General features: G+C 43.9%; 13 protein-coding genes and 2 pseudogenes. 12 read left to right on the forward strand and 3 right to left on the reverse strand.

The window, feature by feature from the left end; all coding sequences use genetic code 11:
* Together PCORN_RS00505 and PCORN_RS19935 are read right to left on the reverse strand one after the other, a co-directional pair.
* On the reverse strand, window positions 1-993 hold a 993-nt coding region (locus PCORN_RS00505), incomplete at its 3' end, for a GW domain-containing glycosaminoglycan-binding protein (protein WP_241433029.1).
* 16 nt (window positions 994-1009) lie between these two features.
* A complete protein-coding gene (locus PCORN_RS19935; protein ID WP_051999142.1) occupies window positions 1010-1306 on the reverse strand; it encodes a hypothetical protein in 297 nt (98 codons plus the stop codon).
* 463 nt (window positions 1307-1769) lie between these two features.
* Here PCORN_RS19935 and PCORN_RS00510 point away from each other — a divergent pair.
* From PCORN_RS00510 to PCORN_RS00535, 6 genes and pseudogenes are all read left to right on the forward strand, one after another.
* Window positions 1770-2676: pseudogene (locus PCORN_RS00510) on the forward strand (diacylglycerol kinase).
* A 371-nt stretch (window positions 2677-3047) separates the two neighbouring features.
* Complete coding sequence (gene fba / locus PCORN_RS00515; protein ID WP_036076603.1) at window positions 3048-3902, forward strand: class II fructose-1,6-bisphosphate aldolase; 855 nt, start codon at window positions 3048-3050, stop codon at window positions 3900-3902.
* 165 nt (window positions 3903-4067) lie between these two features.
* The gene (locus tag PCORN_RS00520) at window positions 4068-5009 is read left to right on the forward strand and encodes an FAD-dependent monooxygenase (RefSeq protein WP_051999143.1); all 942 of its coding nucleotides are present in this window, start codon (window positions 4068-4070) and stop codon (window positions 5007-5009) included.
* 494 nt (window positions 5010-5503) lie between these two features.
* Window positions 5504-6778: pseudogene (locus tag PCORN_RS00525) on the forward strand (UDP-N-acetylglucosamine 1-carboxyvinyltransferase).
* Window positions 6779-7345: 567 nt separating this feature from the next.
* Window positions 7346-8617, forward strand: coding sequence for a transcription termination factor Rho (gene rho / locus PCORN_RS00530; protein ID WP_036076606.1), 1272 nt, complete (start codon window positions 7346-7348; stop codon window positions 8615-8617).
* A gap of 102 nt (window positions 8618-8719) precedes the next feature.
* The gene (locus PCORN_RS00535; RefSeq protein WP_036065627.1) at window positions 8720-8965 is read left to right on the forward strand and encodes a type B 50S ribosomal protein L31; all 246 of its coding nucleotides are present in this window, start codon (window positions 8720-8722) and stop codon (window positions 8963-8965) included.
* Between the two features lie 115 nt (window positions 8966-9080).
* On the opposite strand, the gene PCORN_RS00540 is transcribed toward PCORN_RS00535, so the two are convergent.
* Entirely contained in the window at window positions 9081-13091 is a 4011-nt protein-coding gene (locus tag PCORN_RS00540) for a toxin Cry1Ac domain D-VI-related protein (protein ID WP_036076608.1), read from the reverse strand.
* A 288-nt stretch (window positions 13092-13379) separates the two neighbouring features.
* On the opposite strand from PCORN_RS00540, the gene gorA reads away from it, so the two are divergent.
* The 6 genes from gorA to prfA all read left to right on the forward strand — a co-directional run bounded on the left by gorA (window position 13380) and on the right by prfA (window position 20041).
* The gene (gorA, locus tag PCORN_RS00545) at window positions 13380-14732 is read left to right on the forward strand and encodes a glutathione-disulfide reductase (RefSeq protein ID WP_036076610.1); all 1353 of its coding nucleotides are present in this window, start codon (window positions 13380-13382) and stop codon (window positions 14730-14732) included.
* 206 nt (window positions 14733-14938) lie between these two features.
* Window positions 14939-16225: a homoserine dehydrogenase gene (locus PCORN_RS00550; RefSeq protein ID WP_036076612.1), complete on the forward strand. Its 1287-nt coding sequence runs from the start codon at window positions 14939-14941 to the stop codon at window positions 16223-16225.
* A 2-nt stretch (window positions 16226-16227) separates the two neighbouring features.
* Window positions 16228-17286, forward strand: coding sequence for a threonine synthase (thrC, locus tag PCORN_RS00555; RefSeq protein ID WP_036076614.1), 1059 nt, complete (start codon window positions 16228-16230; stop codon window positions 17284-17286).
* Window positions 17286-18152: a homoserine kinase gene (thrB, locus tag PCORN_RS00560; protein ID WP_077913744.1), complete on the forward strand. Its 867-nt coding sequence runs from the start codon at window positions 17286-17288 to the stop codon at window positions 18150-18152. The genes thrC and thrB overlap by 1 nt, the downstream gene beginning before the upstream one ends.
* Window positions 18153-18358: 206 nt before the next feature.
* Window positions 18359-18931, forward strand: a complete 573-nt coding sequence (locus PCORN_RS00565) for a thymidine kinase (RefSeq protein WP_036076956.1) — start codon at window positions 18359-18361, stop codon at window positions 18929-18931.
* Between the two features lie 33 nt (window positions 18932-18964).
* Window positions 18965-20041, forward strand: coding sequence for a peptide chain release factor 1 (gene prfA / locus PCORN_RS00570; RefSeq protein WP_036076619.1), 1077 nt, complete (start codon window positions 18965-18967; stop codon window positions 20039-20041).

Genomic DNA, 20041 nt, shown 5'->3' on the forward strand with positions numbered 1-20041 from the left:
GGATGCACGATCCCAAGTAACGAGTTCAGAGTTGTTGATAAGGTAATACCATAGTGTCCCGTTGATAGTGATTTGTTTATGGACTTTCAAAGGTTTGTTGGTATAGGCAGTTAAGTTTCCTCTACGCATGGAGGAATCAGCAACTGGAAAATAGTAAACAGATTCGTTAGGGACACTGACATAGCGCGTTAAATTCGCTGGTTTTTCCATACTAGGTGTGTAAAGAATAGTTACAGCTTTATTCTCCACCCAACCAATAGCCCTTCCGTCAATGCTAAATTGATACCACGTACCACTTTGCGTTTTTGCTTGACGTAATAGTTTTAAATTTTTCCCAGTATAAGAGGAAAGAGGATTAACTTTGACTGAGCCAGCTGTATTAAAAGGTGCTGACCAAACCGTATTGCCAGCCGCTGTTTTAACGTTGGCGTAAGTTGTAGCTGCGAATGGTGTGTTAGAAAGGATCGTATCTTTACTCATCGCGTTGTATTTCTCAGTCACGAGTGTTAGGAACTCATTATAGCTGTAGCCCCATTTGTTAAAATAACCAATAGGATCAGTATGCGTTGTGCCGCCAAGATATTTACTGACCGCGTTATGCGTCCAAACCGTTCCGACGCCATCTGTTTCAGCGCTATCAATCGGTAATTTATATTTATCTAGGATGTAGGCTGTATAATAGGCATAATTATTAATCGAGCGGGCAAATTCATCAAAAGTGTTATGCTCCACCAGTTCGTACTGAACAAAACGAGCGTTGGCAAAACGTCCTGCACCCCAAACACCATAATCGGTCGGGTGAATTTGAATAATATTGCCTTTATCGACAAAACTATGCACAAAAGCGTTCTCCCAGTTGCCACTCATGTAGTCAATCTCGTTCTGAATCGTTGAATTAGGATTAGCTGTTTCGTGTAAAACAACACCTTCTGGCTTGCCATAACCATTGCGATAGTTGAATTTCGTAAATTGCGACTTAATTTGGCTACTCAACTTTGCGGTTGTAAAATTATTTGATTTGATATAGTTGTTCACATTTGGATAGGCAGCTTTTGCGTTTAAAAACTCTACTACGGTCAGGAATAGGTGCGTCCTGATCCTCGTCGGCATGTAAATCACCAGTAAATGTACCTTCCCGTTCTGCTTTTGGTACGTAGATTGAATCATCATCAATCGTTTGTGAACCATCTTTCGCAGTGACTGCGCTAATATCAGCAGGTTGTTGTTCATCAGCAAGGACTGATATCGGCAAAACAACAGTTGTAAGTCCGACCGTCACAATAACTGATTTTAATAAAGTCTTCAATTTTCCATCTCCATTCTAAAAAGTCCCCTTTGAATAAAAAGTACCTGGTATAAACGTGGATGCTTTCAGTCTATTCCCGATGTACACAAAGAATACTCCTATTATGTAGAAAATCAAGAAGAGAGTCAATAGAGTTTCCCTATCTTGGGCGCAATTTGAGCGAATGTAACTAGAGAATATGACGGGAAAATGAGTCGTATCAATACTTTCAGGACATTTGATTTAAAGTTTGACAAATTACCTACAATTTTATGTCTAAATGGCGTCAAAAAAGTCATTTAGTAAAGAATATGACAACGATAATGTTCCTGTATGCGCTTTAACTTCAAAAATAGAACATTCTGCGTACAAATTTTTGCATGGAAAATGGCTATTCGAGGCGCCCAGTTTGACAAGAAAGAAGGAAAATAAGAAACTAATATTATCACTGCATGAGAGAAGGGGAAAACAGTTGATAAAGCGAATGTTAATCATCTACAATCCTGTTGCTGGGCAGCGCAAGTTTCACAAGCTAATGCCGGTTGCAGAACAAGTTTTAGAAGAGGCGGGGTTTGGCGTCACTTTGATTCCAACGACAGAACAAGCGAAGAGTGCGACGGAAATCGCGAAGCAAGGCGTATTGGACGGATTTGAATTTATTATTGCGGCTGGTGGAGACGGTACGGTAAACGATGTTGTCAATGGTTTAATGCAAGCGCCAACGCAACCAATTTTTGGCGTTTTACCAGTTGGAACGACGAATGATTTCGCGCGCGCACTAGGGATGGCAAAAGATCCGGTGGAAGCCTTGCATATCATTGCCACAGGCGCAACGGTAAAAGTCGATGTGGGACAGGCGAACGATCAATATTTCATCAACAATGCTGCTGGCGGAAAAATGACAGAAATCACGTATGCCGTCAAAGAATCTATGAAAAACAAAATCGGACGCCTTGCCTATTTAGTTAGCGGAATAAAGCTATTACCGAAATTAACACCAAAACAAGTAAAAATAACACACGATAAAGGCGTATTTGAAGGGAAAATATTGCTGTTATTTGGCGCGTTAACAAACAGTGTTGGAGGTATGGAAAAACTTTGTCCACCAGCCATATTGAACGATGGTTACATGGATTTACTGATCTTGAAAAAAAATTTCACCGATACAACTACTTAAGTTGCTTGCTTCTATTAAGAAAGGTTCTCATCTCCAAAGCGAAGATGTGATATACGTCAGAACAAAATACGCAGAAATCGAATGCGATACGAGTCTGAATATAAGTTATGACGGTGTATATGGAGGCGAGACACCATATAGATTGGAAGTTTTACCAGAAAGATTGGCAATTTTGGCAGATGCAACTCGAATCGAGCATCGCTTACAGAAATAAAACGATTACATCAAAAATATCGACCTTCACTATGGTAAACTACTCACAAATCTGGTATTATTACAGTGTTAGGAAAAATAGCAACCGTTATTTTTCACAGCAGAAATCAAATTTTGTAAGAGTCTGGAGCAAACTCGAACAAAGCCAAAGAACGCCAAGCCTGGATTCTTTTTGGGTAGGACGTAAACTAGGCTTCACACAAATCGAGCGAAAGCGTTTGTATTTCGCCAGTTTTGTGGAAGCCGGAAGCGGAGCATACTTGTGTATGTGAGAACCGGAAGTCTGCGAAACTGGCGGAATGCGAACGCTTGCCGCCGATTTACTCGAGGTATGCACAAGACCTCTTATATTCCTGAGGAGGAAAATGTATTATGCCTATCGTTAGTATGACTGAAATGTTGAACAAAGCGTTAGCTGGTAAATATGCTGTAGGTCAATTCAATATCAACAACCTTGAATGGACTCGCGCTATTTTAGAAGCTGCAGAACAAGAAAAAGCCCCTGTAATCCTTGGTGTTTCTGAAGGAGCAGCGAAATACATGGGTGGATTTACGACAGTAGTTAAAATGACTGAAGGACTTATGCATGACCTAAAAATCACTGTACCAGTTGCCATTCACTTGGATCACGGTTCATCTTTTGATTCTTGTAAAGCTGCAATCGATGCAGGATTCTCATCTGTTATGATTGATGGTTCTCATCACCCAATCGATGAAAACGTTGAAATGACTAAAAAAGTTGTTGACTACGCTCATCCAAAAGGTGTTTCTGTTGAAGCCGAAGTTGGAACTGTTGGTGGCGAAGAAGACGGCGTAACAGGTGGAATCAACTATGCTGATCCTGCTGAATGTCTACGTGTTGTTAAAGAAGCTAACATTGATGCACTTGCTGCAGCATTAGGCTCTGTACATGGTCCTTACCACGGCGAACCAGTTCTTGGATTCAAAGAAATGGAAGAAATCTCGAAATTAACAGGTGCTCCTCTAGTACTTCACGGTGGTTCTGGAATTCCTGAACACCAAATCAAACAAGCAATCGAGCACGGTCACAGCAAAATTAACGTTAACACGGAATGCCAAATTGTATGGACAGCCGCTGTTCGCGAAAAATTAGCTACAGATGATAAAGTTTACGATCCACGTAAAGTTATCGGACCTGGTCAAGCTGCGATTGTTAAAACAGTTGTTGCTAAGATTCAAGAATTTGGATCAAACGGCAAAGCATAATTTTATACTTAGTTACGGACAACGAGCTGAAAATTCGGCTCGTTGTTTTTGTTGATGCTGTACTATAACGTCGGCCTAAATACATAAACCAAAAGTCCGATACCCAATTGTAACAAAGCTTGATAAACTTAAAAGAAAACGCATACAAGAGAAGAGGCGTGGAAAATGGCAGATAAATTTTTAATTATTGGTGGCGGAATTGCTGGATTGATGACAGGGATAGCGTTGCAACAAGCAGGTTTTTCTGTAGAAATTTTTGAGCAGGCGGTGGAAGTGAAGCGAGTTGGGGCGGGAATTACGGTTGCACCGAATGGTATGGCAGCGCTTGAAAAACTAGGTTTGGCTGAACAGGTAAAAGCGATGGGGAATGTTAGTTCGAAAGGAATCGCTATCGTGGATGAGGCTGGAAAACCTATTACGAAATTAGCTGATGAAAAACTAGCTTTTCCGATTTATGCGATACATAGAGCTGATTTGCAGGCAATTTTGTTAGGCTCTCTGGAAGTAGGTACGTTAAAATTGGGCAGAAAATGTAGCAATTTGACGCAGGATGATTCGGGTATCGTGTTGAAAATGGAGGACGGCTCTGAGATTAGTGGGGATTATGCAATCGTTGCAGATGGGATTCATTCTGTCGCGCGGGATAGTATTTTTGGAAAACAACCGCTTCGTTATGCAGGTTACACGTGTTGGCGCGGAATTGCTAAAACATGGCCGAAAGATGCCGACCAAAAACTATTCACAGAAACGTGGGGCACAAAAGGCCGTATCGGAATTGTGCCACTAGCGAATCAAGAAACGTATTGGTTTGCGGTAGCTGCAGCATCGGAGAATAGCATTGTACATCAAACATACGAATTATCCCATTTAGTAAGGCGCTTTGAATCCTATCATAAGCCGATTCAGGAAGTCTTGGAGGCTACAAATCCAGATAAAATAATAAGCGGTGATATTTTTGATTTGGAGCCAATGAAAAACTTTGCAAAAGGTCGCGTTGTTTTAATCGGTGATGCGGCACATGCGATGACTCCTAATTTAGGACAAGGTGGTTCTCAGGCGATGGAAGACGCGATTATTTTGCGTAACTGGTTGAAAAAAAAGCGATAATGTAGAGCAGGCTTTTGAGGCTTTCAGTCAAGTTAGGGTTGGAAGAACGAAGAAAATTACAGAGCGCTCACGGCTGATTGGAAAAGTTGGACAGTTGGAGGCGTCGTTTATTTGCAAGGCGCGGAATGTGGCAATGCGCATGGCACCGGCCTCATCGCAGCGAAAACAGTTGGATTATTTGTATGATGTGGATTTGGATGGTTGAGTTTTAAGAAGCGAAGTGTGCTGAATTAGAGCCATAATATGCATGAGAACAAAGTGAGTATGTAATCCATGTGTGGAATCATGTTCAGCGCCTCCGGATCTAGCTTCAAGCGCCAGCCTCTCGGAAATTTCGTGGAATCCGTAAAAGTCAAAAGAGGACTTTCACTGCGCCCCCTAACAATTTCTATCGAGGCTAACGGGCTCTTTCAGCTTTTCGATTTGCAAATTTCCTCAATATCAGGGATAATTAGCAACAAGTGAAATCTTTTTAATGAGAAAGAAGGAACGGTATGACTGAGAAATTAGTAATAAAAGGTGGAAGAGAGCTAACTGGGACATTGCGTGTGGATGGGGCTAAGAATAGTGCTGTGGCGCTTATTCCTGCTACAATTCTGGCCGATTCAGATGTTACCATTGAAGGCTTACCCGATATATCCGATGTACACACACTCTATGCCATTTTAGAAGAACTTGGAGGAACAATTCATGCTGATACTGATGCCGTGACAATTGATCCGTCTAATTTAATTGATATGCCACTACCAAACGGCAATGTAAAAAAAATTACGCGCTTCTTACTATCTCATGGGGGCAATGCTAGGCCGTTTCAAAAAAGCGGTTATCGGGCTTCCTGGTGGATGTTATTTAGGCCCGCGTCCGATTGACCAACATATTAAAGGATTCGAGGCACTAGGCGCTACTGTAACAAATGAGCAAGGCGCTATCTACTTGCGTGCCGATGAGCTTAAAGGTGCTCGTATTTATTTGGATGTCGTTAGCGTCGGTGCAACCATCAATATCATGCTTGCCGCCGTCAAAGCGACTGGTAAAACAGTTATCGAAAACGCAGCCAAGGAACCAGAAATTATCGATGTCGCAACCCTGCTTACAAGTATGGGGGCAAAAAATAAAAAGGTGCAGGAACGGATACCATCCGCATTGAAGGCGTTGAAAAACTTCACGGATGTCGTCACACGATTATTCCTGACCGTATCGAAGCAGGAACTTTCATGATTCTTGCGGCTGCAGCGGGCTCTGGAATAAAGGTCGAAAATATCATTCCAGCCCATATGGAAGCGGTAAAAGCGAAACTCGTCGAAGCGGGTGTATCCATTGAGATGGATGAAGATTCTGCTTACATTGGCAAAAGTGGCTCACTGAAAAAAGTAGATATCAAAACCTACGCTTATCCAGGTTTCCCAACCGATTTGCAACAACCAATGACCGCATTGTTAGCCGGCGCCCACGGAAGTAGCGTCGTAACGGATACCATTTATCCAAGCCGTTTTAAACATATCGATGAACTAAAACGTATGGGTGGTCGCTTCAAACTTCAAAGTCGTGCAGCCATTGTGACTGGACCAACCCAGCTAAAAGGAGCCACTGTAACGGCATCCGATTTGCGCGCCGGTGCTTCTCTTGTTATAGCAGGCCTCACTGCTGATGGCACTACCGAAATACATGGCATCGAACATATTGAACGAGGCTACGGAAGAATAATCGAGAAATTAGAAGGTATTGGCGCTGATATTTGTAAGGTGTCTCAAGCCTCCGAAATCGTCTAGTCTAGTCTTCAGCGGAGCGACAAGCACTTATCTTCGTCGTTAAAGCCTGTGCTTCGGTGCTCATGTACTTTAGTACACTCCGCTCCGATGCTCGGCTTTGCCTAGAATCTAAGCCCTTGTCGCTCCGCTGAGGTTTGGCGGGAGGTCATGAGGTGGCGTTGAAACATCGGTTGGTGGTGTTTACCTTTGCAGTCTGACTAAGCCTGTGCTTCGGTGCTCATGTACTTTAGTATACTCCGCTCCGATGCTCGGCTTAGCCTGGAATCTAAGCCCTTGTCGCTCCGCTGAGGTTTGGCGGGAGGTCATGAGAGGGTGTTGAAACATCGGTTGGTGGTGCCTTACCTTTGCAGTCTGACTAAGCCTGTGCTTCGGTGCTCATGTACTTTAGTACACTCCGCTCCGATGCTCGGCTTAGCCTGGAATCTAGGCCCTTGTCGCTCCGCTGAGGTTTGCCGGGTGCTTGTGAGACGGCGGTGAAACATAAGTTGGTGAATCCTTGTAATATGCTTAAATCCTCATCTCTCCTAAAATCCTCTTTACAAAAAATCCAAAAGGTGGTCAAATTATATGCCGGACATATCCATTTCCTATCTGGAAAAACTGACAATTAAAGAAATTTATGCGCTTGCAAAGGAACATAAGATTCCCTACTACAGCAAGCTCACTAAAAGAGAACTCAGCTTTGCCCTGCTAAAGGCAAGTGCTGAAAAACAAGGCTTCTTCTTTATGGAAGGCGTTCTTGATATCATTGCCTCGGAAGGTTTTGGCTTCCTGCGCCCCATCAACTATTCTGCGAGTTCCGAAGATATCTACATATCGGCTTCCCAAATTAGACGTTTTGATCTGAGAACAGGTGACAAAGTTTCAGGAAAGGTTCGTCCTCCAAAAGAAAATGAGCGTTATTTTGGCTTATTGCATGTTGAAGCGGTAAACGGTGAGAATCCGGAAGTTGCGAAAGACCGTGTTCATTTTCCTGGTTTAACGCCACTTTACCCGGATCGTCAAATACGTATGGAGATTGGACAAGAACCGATTTCAACGCGAATGATTGATATGATTGCGCCTATTGGTTTTGGGCAGCGTGGACTTATTGTTGCTCCTCCTAAAGCGGGTAAAACAATTCTTTTAAAAGAGATTGCAAATGCGATTACAGAAAACAGTCCTGACGCAGAGCTGATCGTGCTACTTATTGATGAGCGTCCAGAAGAAGTAACGGATATTGAGCGCTCTGTCAAAGCAGAGGTTGTTAGCTCGACGTTTGATGAAGTGCCGGAAAATCATATCAAAGTAGCGGAACTTGTCTTAGAACGGGCGATGAGGCTTGTAGAGCAGAAGCGCGACGTTATTATTTTAATGGATAGTATCACGCGTCTGGCTAGAGCTTATAATCTTGTTATTCCGCCAAGTGGTCGAACGCTTTCGGGGGGTATTGATCCAGCGGCATTCCACAGACCGAAGCGCTTTTTCGGAGCCGCTCGAAATATCGAAGAAGGTGGAAGCCTGACGATTCTGGCGACAGCGCTTGTAGATACCGGTTCGCGGATGGATGACGTTATTTATGAAGAATTTAAAGGAACAGGAAATATGGAGCTTCATCTTGATCGCGCGATGGCAGAGCGCCGTGTCTTCCCGGCAATTGATATTCGCCGTTCAGGAACGCGTAAAGAAGAGCTACTACTTCCAAAAGAAAATTTAGAGCAACTATGGAAAATCCGAAAAATTATGCCGATTCAAGGTGACGCATTAGACATCTCCGAACGCTTTATTCGCTATCTGAAAAAGACACCAACGAACGCCGATTTTTTCGAAGTGATTCAAGCCGAAATGTTTAAAAAATAAGCCTTGCTAAAATAGAAAAGCATTGGTATAATGAGTTTACTGTGTGCAATTGTGCAGAAATTACTCTGTTTCAGATGATTCAGGGCGAAGGAGTTGAAAACAATGAAAGCTGGAATTCACCCGGAATACCGTCAAGTGGTATTTCTTGATACTAGTACAGATTTCAAATTTCTTTCTGGTTCTACTAAGGGCTCGAACGAAACGATTCAATGGGAAGATGGCAACGAGTATCCATTACTACGTGTCGAGATCAGTTCTGATTCTCACCCATTCTATACTGGTAAACAAAAACATGCGACAGCCGACGGACGTGTCGATCGTTTCAACAAAAAATACGGAATCAAATAAAAAAGTCACCCTCGGGTGGCTTTTTTATTTGATTCCGTATAATAAAAAATGTTGGTATAGCTATGAGAGCCATACCAACATTTTTATTTAATCATATCTTTAAGTCTGATGGTACTTAGTTTACTGAAACAGTAATACGTTTCACTTCTTTGTATTTCGCGTCTGTTGCCACGATTTCTACTGTATGCGATTTGTCAATCACGACACCGTCTACACCATTGATTGTATAGGTCCCGTTGCTGAGTATAGCTGTTTTCACATTGACACCATCGATTGCAAGACGAACATACGCGATGTCTGCTCCGAATGATCCTGTGACAGAACGACTACCAATCGTATACGGATTTACTGTTAGGCTGTAGTCTTTCACGATTGGGTTATTTTGTACAGAAACTGCGATACGATTGACTTCTTTGTATTGCGCGTCTACCGCAACAATTTCGACAAGGTCTGTTGTTTTTGTGATAAGTGTACTGATACCGGCTAATGTATACACACCGCTAGCTGTTGATGCTTGTTTGACAATTACACCGTTCACAGAAAGGCGGACTTTCGAGACATTGGCGCCGTAGTTTCCTGTGATACTCGTGATACCAGTATCCAACGTAAAGGTTGCTGGACCTGTCAAGGCGTTGTCTAATACTTCAAAACCTGTTTTTGTTACGGTGATACGGTTGCGTTCGTTGTATTGAGCATCCACACCTACTACTTCGACTACATCGTCTTTGCTAACGATGAATTTCGAAATGTTGGTAAATGTATAGGCACCATTAGATGTGCTAGCTTGTTGTACTACAACACCATTCACCCATAGACGAACTTTGCTGATATCTTTGCCGAATGTACCAGTTAGGTTTGCGCTACCTTTGGCGTATGGAGCAGCTGTTAAACTTGTGTCTAAAATAGATGATCCTTTTGTCACGACAGCAGTACGAGCTACTTCTTTGTATGCTGCATTTACCGCGACAACTTCCACTTTATCAGTTGTTAGTTTAATAAAACTTGGAACTTTATCAAATGTATAGGTACCATCTGAATTGGTTACAGCTTGTGATACAGCAACACCGTTTACCCATAGGCGAACTTTCGATACATCTTTACCGTATTTCCCGGTTAATGTAGCTGAGCCAAGTGTATAGTCATTCGCACTTAGTGTGTAATCATAGATAGGATCACCAGTTACAGCAACAGCTATACGTGCACGTTCAACGTAAGAACCGTCAACACCAACTACTTCGACTTTGTCTGTTGGTTTTGTGATGAAGCTACTGATGTCTTTGAAAGTGTAACTGCCACTTGCTGTTGTTGCTTGAGTGACTACTGTACCGTTGACGAATAGACGAACTTTCGAGATATTCTTACCATAGGTACCAGTAAGATTGGCATCGCCGACCTTATAGGCTTTTGCAGTAAGGCTGTAATCTACTGCAACACTAGCAACAGAAATACTCGCTGCTGATGTTTTGTTGTTTGATGCTTTTGTTACAGTAGCTGTGATAACAGAACCAGCCACTTGTTTTGTGATGATGAAGTTGTAGTTTCCTGCGCTGTCTGTGTTACCAGAAGCGATTGTTGTTGAGCCGTTCTTGATAACGATGGCGCTATTAGGTTCGCCTTTACCAGAAACGCTTGTAGAATCAGTTGTTAGCGCACCGATCGTTGTTTGCGTAATGCTATCGTCTGCAATCGTTGTGCTTGCTGTTGATGTTTTGCTGTTTGATGCTTTTGTTATGGTTGCAGTGATTGTAGAACCACCTGCTTGTTTTGTGATGATGAAGCTGTAGTTTCCAGCGCTGTCTGTTTTACCAGAAGCGATTGTTGTTGAGCCGTTCTTGATAACGATGGCACTGTTAGGTTCGCCTTTACCAGATACTGTTGTGCTATCAGTTGTTAAATTCTCGATTGTTGTTGTGGCAATTTGGTTGAATAATGTTTCTGCTTTTGCAACATCTGCTGTTAGTTCTGCTTTTTCTGGTGCTGTGCGTGGTAAAGCATCTACTTGTGCTTTTGCTGCGTCAATCATGGCTTGTGTTGTCGTGTCTTTTAGAATGCTGTTAGTTGGTGCATCTGCGAATAGAGCGTTGACAGCGTCTGTTGCAAGTTCTAGAGAGTTGTCTGGAATGACAGTACTTGCACTAGATGTTTGGTAGTTTGACGCTTTCGTTACAGTTGCTACGATTGTTGCGCCACTAGCTTGTTTCGCGATGATGAAGCTGTAGTTACCAGCACTGTCTGTTTTACCAGAAGCAATCGTTGTTGAGCCGTTTTTGATAACGATCGCGCTGTTAGGTTCACCTTTACCAGAAACGCTTGTAGAATCAGCTGTAAGTGTGTTGATTGTTGTAGCAGCAATTTTGTTGAATAGAGAATCTGCGTTATTAACGTCTGCAATTAGTTTTGCTTTTTCAGTCACAGAGCTTGGTAAAGCGTCTACTTGTGCTTTTGCTGCGTCAATCATGGCTTGCGTTGTTGTGTCTTTTAGTACGCTGTTAGTTGGTGCATCAGCGAATAATGCGTTAACAGTAGCTGTAGCGATGGCTAATTGACTGGTTGCGTTGATTTCTGCTTGTGCTTTGTCGATATCTTTTTGTAAAGCTGCTTTTTGTGACGCATCTGTTACAAGGTTAACAAGTGCTTGCGCTGCATCGACTGCGGCTTGGTCTGTGGTACCTTTGATGTGGTTCGCAGGGTCATTAGAAATAAAGAGGTTGTTAGTAGCGTCTAGTGCTAGTTGATAATGTGATAATACGTTTACTGAATCGAAAGTTTTAGTTTGATCTCCTACGCGCGCGCCGCTAAGATTTGCTATCTGGACTGTTGTTACTCCAGTCAAAACAGAACCAGCCTTATTATAGCACACCCAACCTGTAGAATCGGTGCTGAATTTTCCTGTCGCATCAATGTTTACCGTTTTATCGGCGTACTTCTCTCCAGCTAAGTATAGTACTATTCTAGCCATTGTATTTGGTGTTCCTGTTCCAGTAATGGTGGTGTCATCCGTGAAAATCGGATTAAATTTCGCTGTTGTTACCCACTTGATGATGCTATCTGTTAGTTGTTGTTGTGCTTTGTCGATATCTTTTTGTAAGGCTGCTTTTTGTGACGCATCTGTTACAAGGTTAACAAGTGATTGTGCTGCATCGACTGCGGCTTGATCCGTTGTCGTTTTGATATTATTTACAGGGTCATTAGAAATAAAGAGGTTGTTAGTAGCATCCAGTGCTAGTTGATAATGTGATAATACGTTTACTGTATCATAGTAGGAAGGAGTACCGGGAGCACCTGCTACGCGCGCGCCTTTAAGATTTGCTATTTGGATGGTTGTTACTCCAGTCAAAACAGAACCATCCTTATTGTAGCGCACCCAACCTGTAGAGTCGGTGCTGAATTTTCCTGTCGCATCAATATTTACCATTTTATCGGCATATAGAACTCCAGTTAAGTCATATAATCTTACCATGGCCACTGTATCTGGTGTTCCTGTTCCGGTAATTGTGGTGTCATCCGTGAAAATCGGATTAAATTTCGCTGTCGTTGCCCACTTGATACTATCTGTTAGTTGTTGTTGTGCTTTGTCGATATCTTTTTGTAAGGCTGCTTTTTGTGACGCATCTGTTACAAGGTTAACAAGTGCTTGTGCTGCATCGACTGCGGCTTGATCCGTTGTCGTTTTAATATCATTTACAGGGTTGTTAGAAATAAAGAGGTTCTTAGTAGCATCTAGTGCTAGTTGGTAATGTGATACTACTGCTCTTAAATCGAGAGAAGGACCTGTAGATGATAGACCTACGTTGTAAATATCTGCCATCAGGATTGTTGTTACTCCAGTCAAAATAGAATTATCCGGATTGTAGCACACCCAACCTGTAGAATCGGCGCTGAATTTTCCTGCAGCGTCAATGGTTACCGTTTTTGTTGCATACTTAGCTCTATTTGCTACGTCAAATAGTGTTATTGTAACCGTTAAATTTGGTGTTCCTGTTCCAGTAATGGTGGTGTCATCCATGAAAATTGGATTTAATTTTGCTGTATCAGCTACTGCTGTTGTTTTTAATTTGTTTTCCGCGGCGTGTGTTTGTACCGGCGGTAGAGTTGTAATAATGGATGTTGCTAGTACATTGGCCACCAGAAGTGTTGTCGCGGCTTTTTTTTAAATGTTTATTCATATTTATAAAATCCTCCTGAAATTGTTGTTGATATTAGCTGTTTGCTAACTCACCTACTTAGTATATCGTCTTTGTTTAACAATAAAAACACTATATTTCCGCTTTTTTTTGATGTAGTTGTGAATACTTTGTTACATATTTCATATATTTTGGAAGTAGAACTCGTAATCTGAATAGTTTTCTTTCTGCTAGGTCTGAGGTAGAATTAATGGATGAGTAGAGTTAATGTAATGAAGGAGGCGTTTATTTTGAGGGAACATTATGATTATATAGCGATTGGTGGCGGAAGTGGTGGGATTTCATCCGTGAATCGAGCGGCTAGTTATGGGATGAAATGTGCGCTTGTAGAGCCGAAACATCTTGGGGGCACGTGCGTGAACGTCGGCTGTGTTCCGAAAAAGGTGATGTGGTACGGGGCGCAAATATCTGAGGCAATGCATAAGTATGCGCCAGATTATGGTTTTGATGTGAAGCAGGAACGGTTTGATTTTGCGAAATTGGTGGAGAATCGGGAGGCGTATATTGAGCGGATTCATGGTTCGTATCAGCGCGGACTTGATCATAATAAGGTCGATATTTTAAAAGGATATGCGTCGTTTGTGGATGAGCACACGATTGAGGTTGACGGAACGCGTTATACGGCGGATCATATTTTGATTGCGACTGGTGGGAAACCTGCTTGGCCAGACGTTCCTGGTGCGGAATTGGGGACGGATTCGGATGGCTTTTTTGAATGGACGGAGTTGCCGAAGCGCGTGGCGGTTGTCGGTGCGGGATACATTGCGGTGGAACTGGCGGGCGTTTTGCAGGGATTTGGTGTGGAGACGCATTTGTTTGTTCGCAAGCACGCGCCGTTGCGGAATTTTGACCCGTTGCTGGTGGATACGCTGGTGGAGGTTATGAAGGAGCAGGGGCCAAGGCTTCACACGGAGGCGATTCCAAAAGCGGTGACGGAAAATGAGGACGGTTCGGTGACGCTTCATTTGGAGGATGGTCGGACGCAGACGGTGGATAAATTGATTTGGGCGATTGGTCGGACGCCGGTTACGGAGACGCTGAACTTGGCGGCAACGGCGGTGGAGCTTGATAAAAAAGGCTACATTAAAGTGGACAAATACCAAAATACGGCGGTTCCGGGAATCTATGCGGTTGGGGACATTACAGGTCATATTGAATTGACACCAGTCGCGATTGCGGCGGGCAGACGTTTGTCGGAGCGCTTGTTTAATGGCAAATTAGACGAGCATTTGGATTATTCGCTAATTCCGACGGTTGTTTTTAGCCATCCTGCGATTGGGACGGTTGGTTTGACGGAACCGGAGGCGATTGAGAAGTACGGTGAGACGCAAGTTAAGGTGTACACTTCTTCGTTTACTTCTATGTATACGGCGATTACGGAACATCGCGAGCCGTGCCGTATGAAGCTCGTTTGTGCTGGTGACAATGAAAAAGTGGTGGGCTTACACGGGATTGGGACGGGCGTTGATGAAATGATTCAAGGCTTTGCGGTTGCTATGAAAATGGGCGCGACGAAAGCTGATTTTGATAACACGGTTGCGATTCATCCGACGGGTTCTGAGGAATTTGTGACGATGCGTTGATTTTAGAATTAGGAAACACTCCGTCTTATAACGGCGTACTTATTTGTGCGCGGGATAGGATGGGTGTTTTTTTAGTGCTTTGGGCAGCCTTGTGAACCGCTGTCTAAACGAATATTCAGATATGTCAAATAACCCTTTGCTTTATAGAAGGAAATTGCGTATAATAAGCAATAATTACATTGTTTTAGAACTGAGGAGGTTGGCGAGTGGAAGCGAAATTAGAAGTTGGGATTTTAGGATTTGGAACGGTTGGTAGTGGTGTCATTCACATTTTAGAGGAACATGCGGAGAAAATTAGTCAGATGACAGGCTATCAAATAAGTGTCAAAACGGTTCTTGTGCGCGACTTAGAGAAAAATCGTCGGTACGAAACGAAAGGATTTAGCTTGACCACGGAGCCAGCTGCTATTCTAAATGATCCGGATATTGCGGTTGTTGTGGAAGTAATGGGAAGTATCGAACCGGCGCGGGAATATGTTTTACAGGCGCTTAAGGCTGGGAAACATGTGGTGACGGCGAACAAGGACTTAATTGCGTTACATGGTGATGAATTGATTGCTGTGGCGCAAGCGAATAAATGTGATCTATTCTATGAAGCAAGTGTTGCTGGCGGCATCCCGATTTTACGGACGATTGTGAACGGGCTTGCGGCGGATAAGATGCAGAAGGTAATGGGAATCGTCAATGGAACGACGAACTTCATGTTGACGAAAATGAAAACGGAGAAGCGGAGTTATGAGAGTGTCTTGAAAGAGGCGCAGGACTTAGGTTTCGCGGAATCTGACCCGACGAATGATGTGGACGGGATTGATGCGGCTCGCAAAATGGTCATCTTGACGCGTTTGGCTTTTGGGATGAACGTGGACTTGGCGGACGTGGATACGGTTGGGATTCGTGGGATTGCGCCGCGTGATATGGAAGTCGCGGAACAATTGAAATACGTGATTAAATTGGTCGGTACGGCGGAGGAGCGAAATGGTTCGGTGGCAGTTAGTGTTGGACCGGTGCTCTTGCCGAAATATCATCCGATGGCGGGCGTGAACAACGAGAATAATGCGGTGTTTGTAACGGGTGCTGCGGCTGGTGAAACGATGTATTACGGGCCTGGTGCTGGGGAATTACCAACAGCGACGAGTGTTGTCAGCGATATTATCATGGTGGCGAAGAATAGTAAGTTAGGCATTAATGGAAACGCGTTTAATAGTTACAAGCATGATACAAAGCAGACGTTGCCAGATGAGATTTTCTCGAAGTATTATTTGCGAATTGTGATGGATGATAAGACGGGAACGTTCCTTAAGTTAACGCAGATTTTTGCGGAGGCGGGCGTCGGTTTTGATAAAATTTTGCAGGAACCGCTGGACGAATTTACGGCGACGGTTGTTGTGGTGACGCATGTGACGAGCAAAGCGCAACTGGAACAAGCGATTGAAAAAGTGGAGCTGGAACCGCAAATGCAAGTGGAAGCGAAATATAAAGTGGTGGAGGGATAAGGATGTACGAAGGATTATTGAAACGATATAAGGATTATTTACCGATTACGGATAAAACACCGATGATTGGCTTGGCGGAAGGGAATACGCCTTTGATTCCATTGCCGAATTTGTCGAAGGAACTTGGCGTGACGTTATATGGGAAATATGAAGGCTTGAATCCGACGGGGTCGTTTAAGGATCGCGGTATGGTGATGGCGGTTGCGAAGGCGAAGGAAGAGGGCGCGACGGCGGTCATTTGTGCTTCGACGGGAAATACGTCGGCAGCAGCTGCGGCGTACGCGACTCGTGCGGGAATGAAGGCATATGTCGTGATTCCAGATGGCAAAGTGGCGCTTGGTAAGTTGGCGCAGGCCGTGATGTATGGCGCGGATATTATCGCGATTCAGGGGAACTTTGATGAGGCTTTGGACGCGGTTCGTGAACTTGCGAAAACGGAGGCGGTAGCGCTGGTTAACTCGGTGAATCCGTACCGTTTGGAAGGCCAGAAGACAGCGGCGTTTGAGGTCTGTGAACAATTGGGTGGGAAAGCGCCAGACGTGCTTGCGATTCCGGTTGGGAACGCGGGGAACATTTCGGCGTATTGGAAAGGTTTTAAGGAATGGGACGGACATTTTGGCGTTGGTTTGCCGAGGATGCATGGTTTTGAAGCGGAAGGTGCAGCGGCGATCGTTCAAGGCGCGCCGATTAAGAATCCTGAGACGATTGCGACGGCGATTCGGATTGGTAACCCTGCGAGCTGGGAGTTAGCTGAGGCCGCGCGTGACGAGTCGAAGGGTTATATTCATTCGGTGACAGATGACGAGATTGTGAATGCCTACAAAAAAGTCGCGGCACAGGACGGTGTCTTCATTGAGCCTGGTTCTGCGGCATCACTTGCGGGCGTGATTCAACACGTGAAAAGTGGCGCAATCAAGCAAGGCGAGACGGTCGTTTGTGTGTTCACTGGAAACGGTTTGAAAGATCCAGATACGGCGATGAGCGTACATGAAGTTCCGATTTCGCATGTGGAAGGCGTGGACGCGATGCGTGACTACTTGCGCGGAGGCGTGACGAAATGATTCGCATCCAAGTTCCGGCTACAACAGCGAATCTTGGACCGGGTTTCGATTCGTGTGGCCTGGCATTATCGCTATATTTGACGTTAGAAGTTTTAGAACCAGCAAAAGAGTGGCATATCGCGCATGATTTAGGCGACGGAATCCCGATGGATGCGTCAAACGTCATCGTCGAAACCGCGCTTAGCATTGCGCCAAACCTCGAACCACATCATTTGAAAATGCTCTGCGATATCCCTGCGGCGCGCGGACTTGGAAGTAGTTCAGCGGCCGTGGTGGCGGGCATCGAACTTGCGAATATACTCGCGAATTTGGAGTTGACGCCAGAACGCAAAGTGGAGATTGCTGCGGAAATCGAAGGCCATCCTGATAATGTTGCGCCAGCTGTGCTCGGTAATTTTGTTGTTGGGGCGAAACTGGAGGGCGAAGATTTTTACGTACGGCATCTTTTTCCAGATTGTGCGCTACTCGCTTTTATTCCGCAAGAAGTACTGCTAACGAGTGAAAGTCGCGGCGTTTTACCAGATCAGCTTCCGTACAAAGAGGCGGTCAAAGCTAGCAGTATCGCCAATGTGATGATTGCAGCGCTTTTGCAAAATGATCTAAAACTGGCAGGTGACATGATGGAGCGCGATTTATGGCATGAAAAATATCGTGCGAAACTTGTGCCTCATTTGAAGCCATTGCGGGCATTGACGAAAGCGAATGGCGCTTATGCTGCATGTTTGAGCGGCGCGGGTCCAACGATTTTAGTATTCGCTCCAAAATCGGAAAGTGAAAACTTGATACATGTAATGAAGGAATTCGATCAAACAGCGAGTGTTCTTTCTCTTCATATAGAAGGAAACGGTTCAACGGTATTTTCATAAGGAAACTGCGAGTAAAGTATGAAATAGCGCTTTACTTGCGGTTTTTTAATGTGATGTCGGTGAATTAGGTTACATAAAATTAATCCCGAAAATGCGATTAGAATAGGCTTTACGAAAGGATTTGAGATAATACCTATTGTTCCCTATTCCGCGCTATGATAGAATGAAAAAGAGTTTTTAACATGGGAATGCGAGGTTTTGAGAGAATGGCACAGCTTTTCTTTAGGTATGGTTCAATGAATAGTGGTAAGACAATTGAAATTTTAAAAGTAGCGCATAATTATGAGGAACAGAATAAGCCGGTTATGATTTTCACATCAGGCATCGATGATCGCGAGCAGGTCGGCATTATTTCGAGCCGAATCGGGCTAAAACGCGAGGCAACACCAGTATTTTCCGCGACAAATCTCTATGAAGAAGTCGCAAAAATGGATCCAAAACCGTATTGCGTTTTACTGGATGAATCGCAGTTTTTGGAGAAAAAACATATTTTGCAGTTGGCAGAAATTGCAGATGGGCTAAACATCCCAGTTATCGCGTACGGCCTAAAAAACGATTTTCAAAATGAGCTTTTCGAAGGCTCCAAATATTTATTGTTATATGCAGACAAAATAGAAGAAATGAAGACGGTATGCTGGTTTTGCACGAAAAAGGCAACGATGGTTTTACGTGTCGACGAAGAGGGGAAACCAATGTATAAAGGCGACCAGATCATGATCGGTGGCAATGATCGTTACTATCCAGTTTGCCGAAAATGTCACGCCAACCCGAAAATTTAACTTTTTCACAACTAAAAAATGAGGTGAATCAAAATGTATGATCGTTTACAAGCAGTGGAAGATCGCTATGATGAATTAAACGAATTGCTGAGTGACCCGAATGTGGTTAGCGACGCGACAAAACTGCGAGACTATTCCAAAGAGCAGTCAAGTATTACAGAAACGGTTGAGGTATACCGCGAGTACAAAGAAGTGACCGCGGGGCTTGCTGAAACGCGCGAAATGATGAATGAAAAGCTCGACGACGACATGAAAGAAATGGTGAAGGAAGAATTTAGCGAACTAACGGATGCAAAAGCAAAACTGGAAGAGCGTTTGAAAATATTGCTCGTTCCAAAAGATCCGAACGACGATAAAAACGTTATTATGGAAATTCGTGGCGCGGCGGGTGGCGATGAAGCCGCTCTATTTGCGGGCGATTTATTCCGAATGTACTCTCGTTATGCGGACTCTCGCGGTTGGAAAACAGAAGTTATGGACGCAAACGCGACGGGAATCGGTGGTTATAAAGAAATTATTGTGATGATAAACGGGGCTGGTGCATACTCCCGCCTGAAATATGAGAATGGCGCGCACCGGGTTCAACGTGTTCCTGAGACCGAATCAGGTGGCCGGACGCATACATCGACGGCGACTGTTGCAATTTTGCCAGAAGCGGAAGACGTGGAAATCGACATTAAAGATAACGAAATTCGCACGGATACGTTTGCTTCAAGTGGCGCCGGTGGACAAAGTGTAAATACAACGATGTCCGCGGTACGTCTGACGCATATTCCGACGGGGATTGTTGTTTCGATGCAAGATGAGCGTTCCCAAATTAAGAATAAAGAAAAAGCGATGAAAATTTTGCGCGCCCGTATTTTTGATAAATTTGAACGTGAAGCGCGTGAGGAATATGATACACATCGGAAATCGGCGGTCGGTACTGGTGACCGTTCGGAGCGAATTCGGACGTATAATTATCCACAAAACCGTGTTACCGATCACCGCATTGGCTTGACGATTCAAAAACTCGATCAGATTATGGAAGGCAAATTAGATGAAATAATCGACGCGCTCATCATGGAAGACCAAACAAGCCGACTCGATCATCTAAGTGACGGTTTGTAA

Source organism: Listeria cornellensis FSL F6-0969 (assembly GCF_000525855.1).
Lineage (GTDB): Bacteria > Bacillota > Bacilli > Lactobacillales > Listeriaceae > Listeria_A > Listeria_A cornellensis.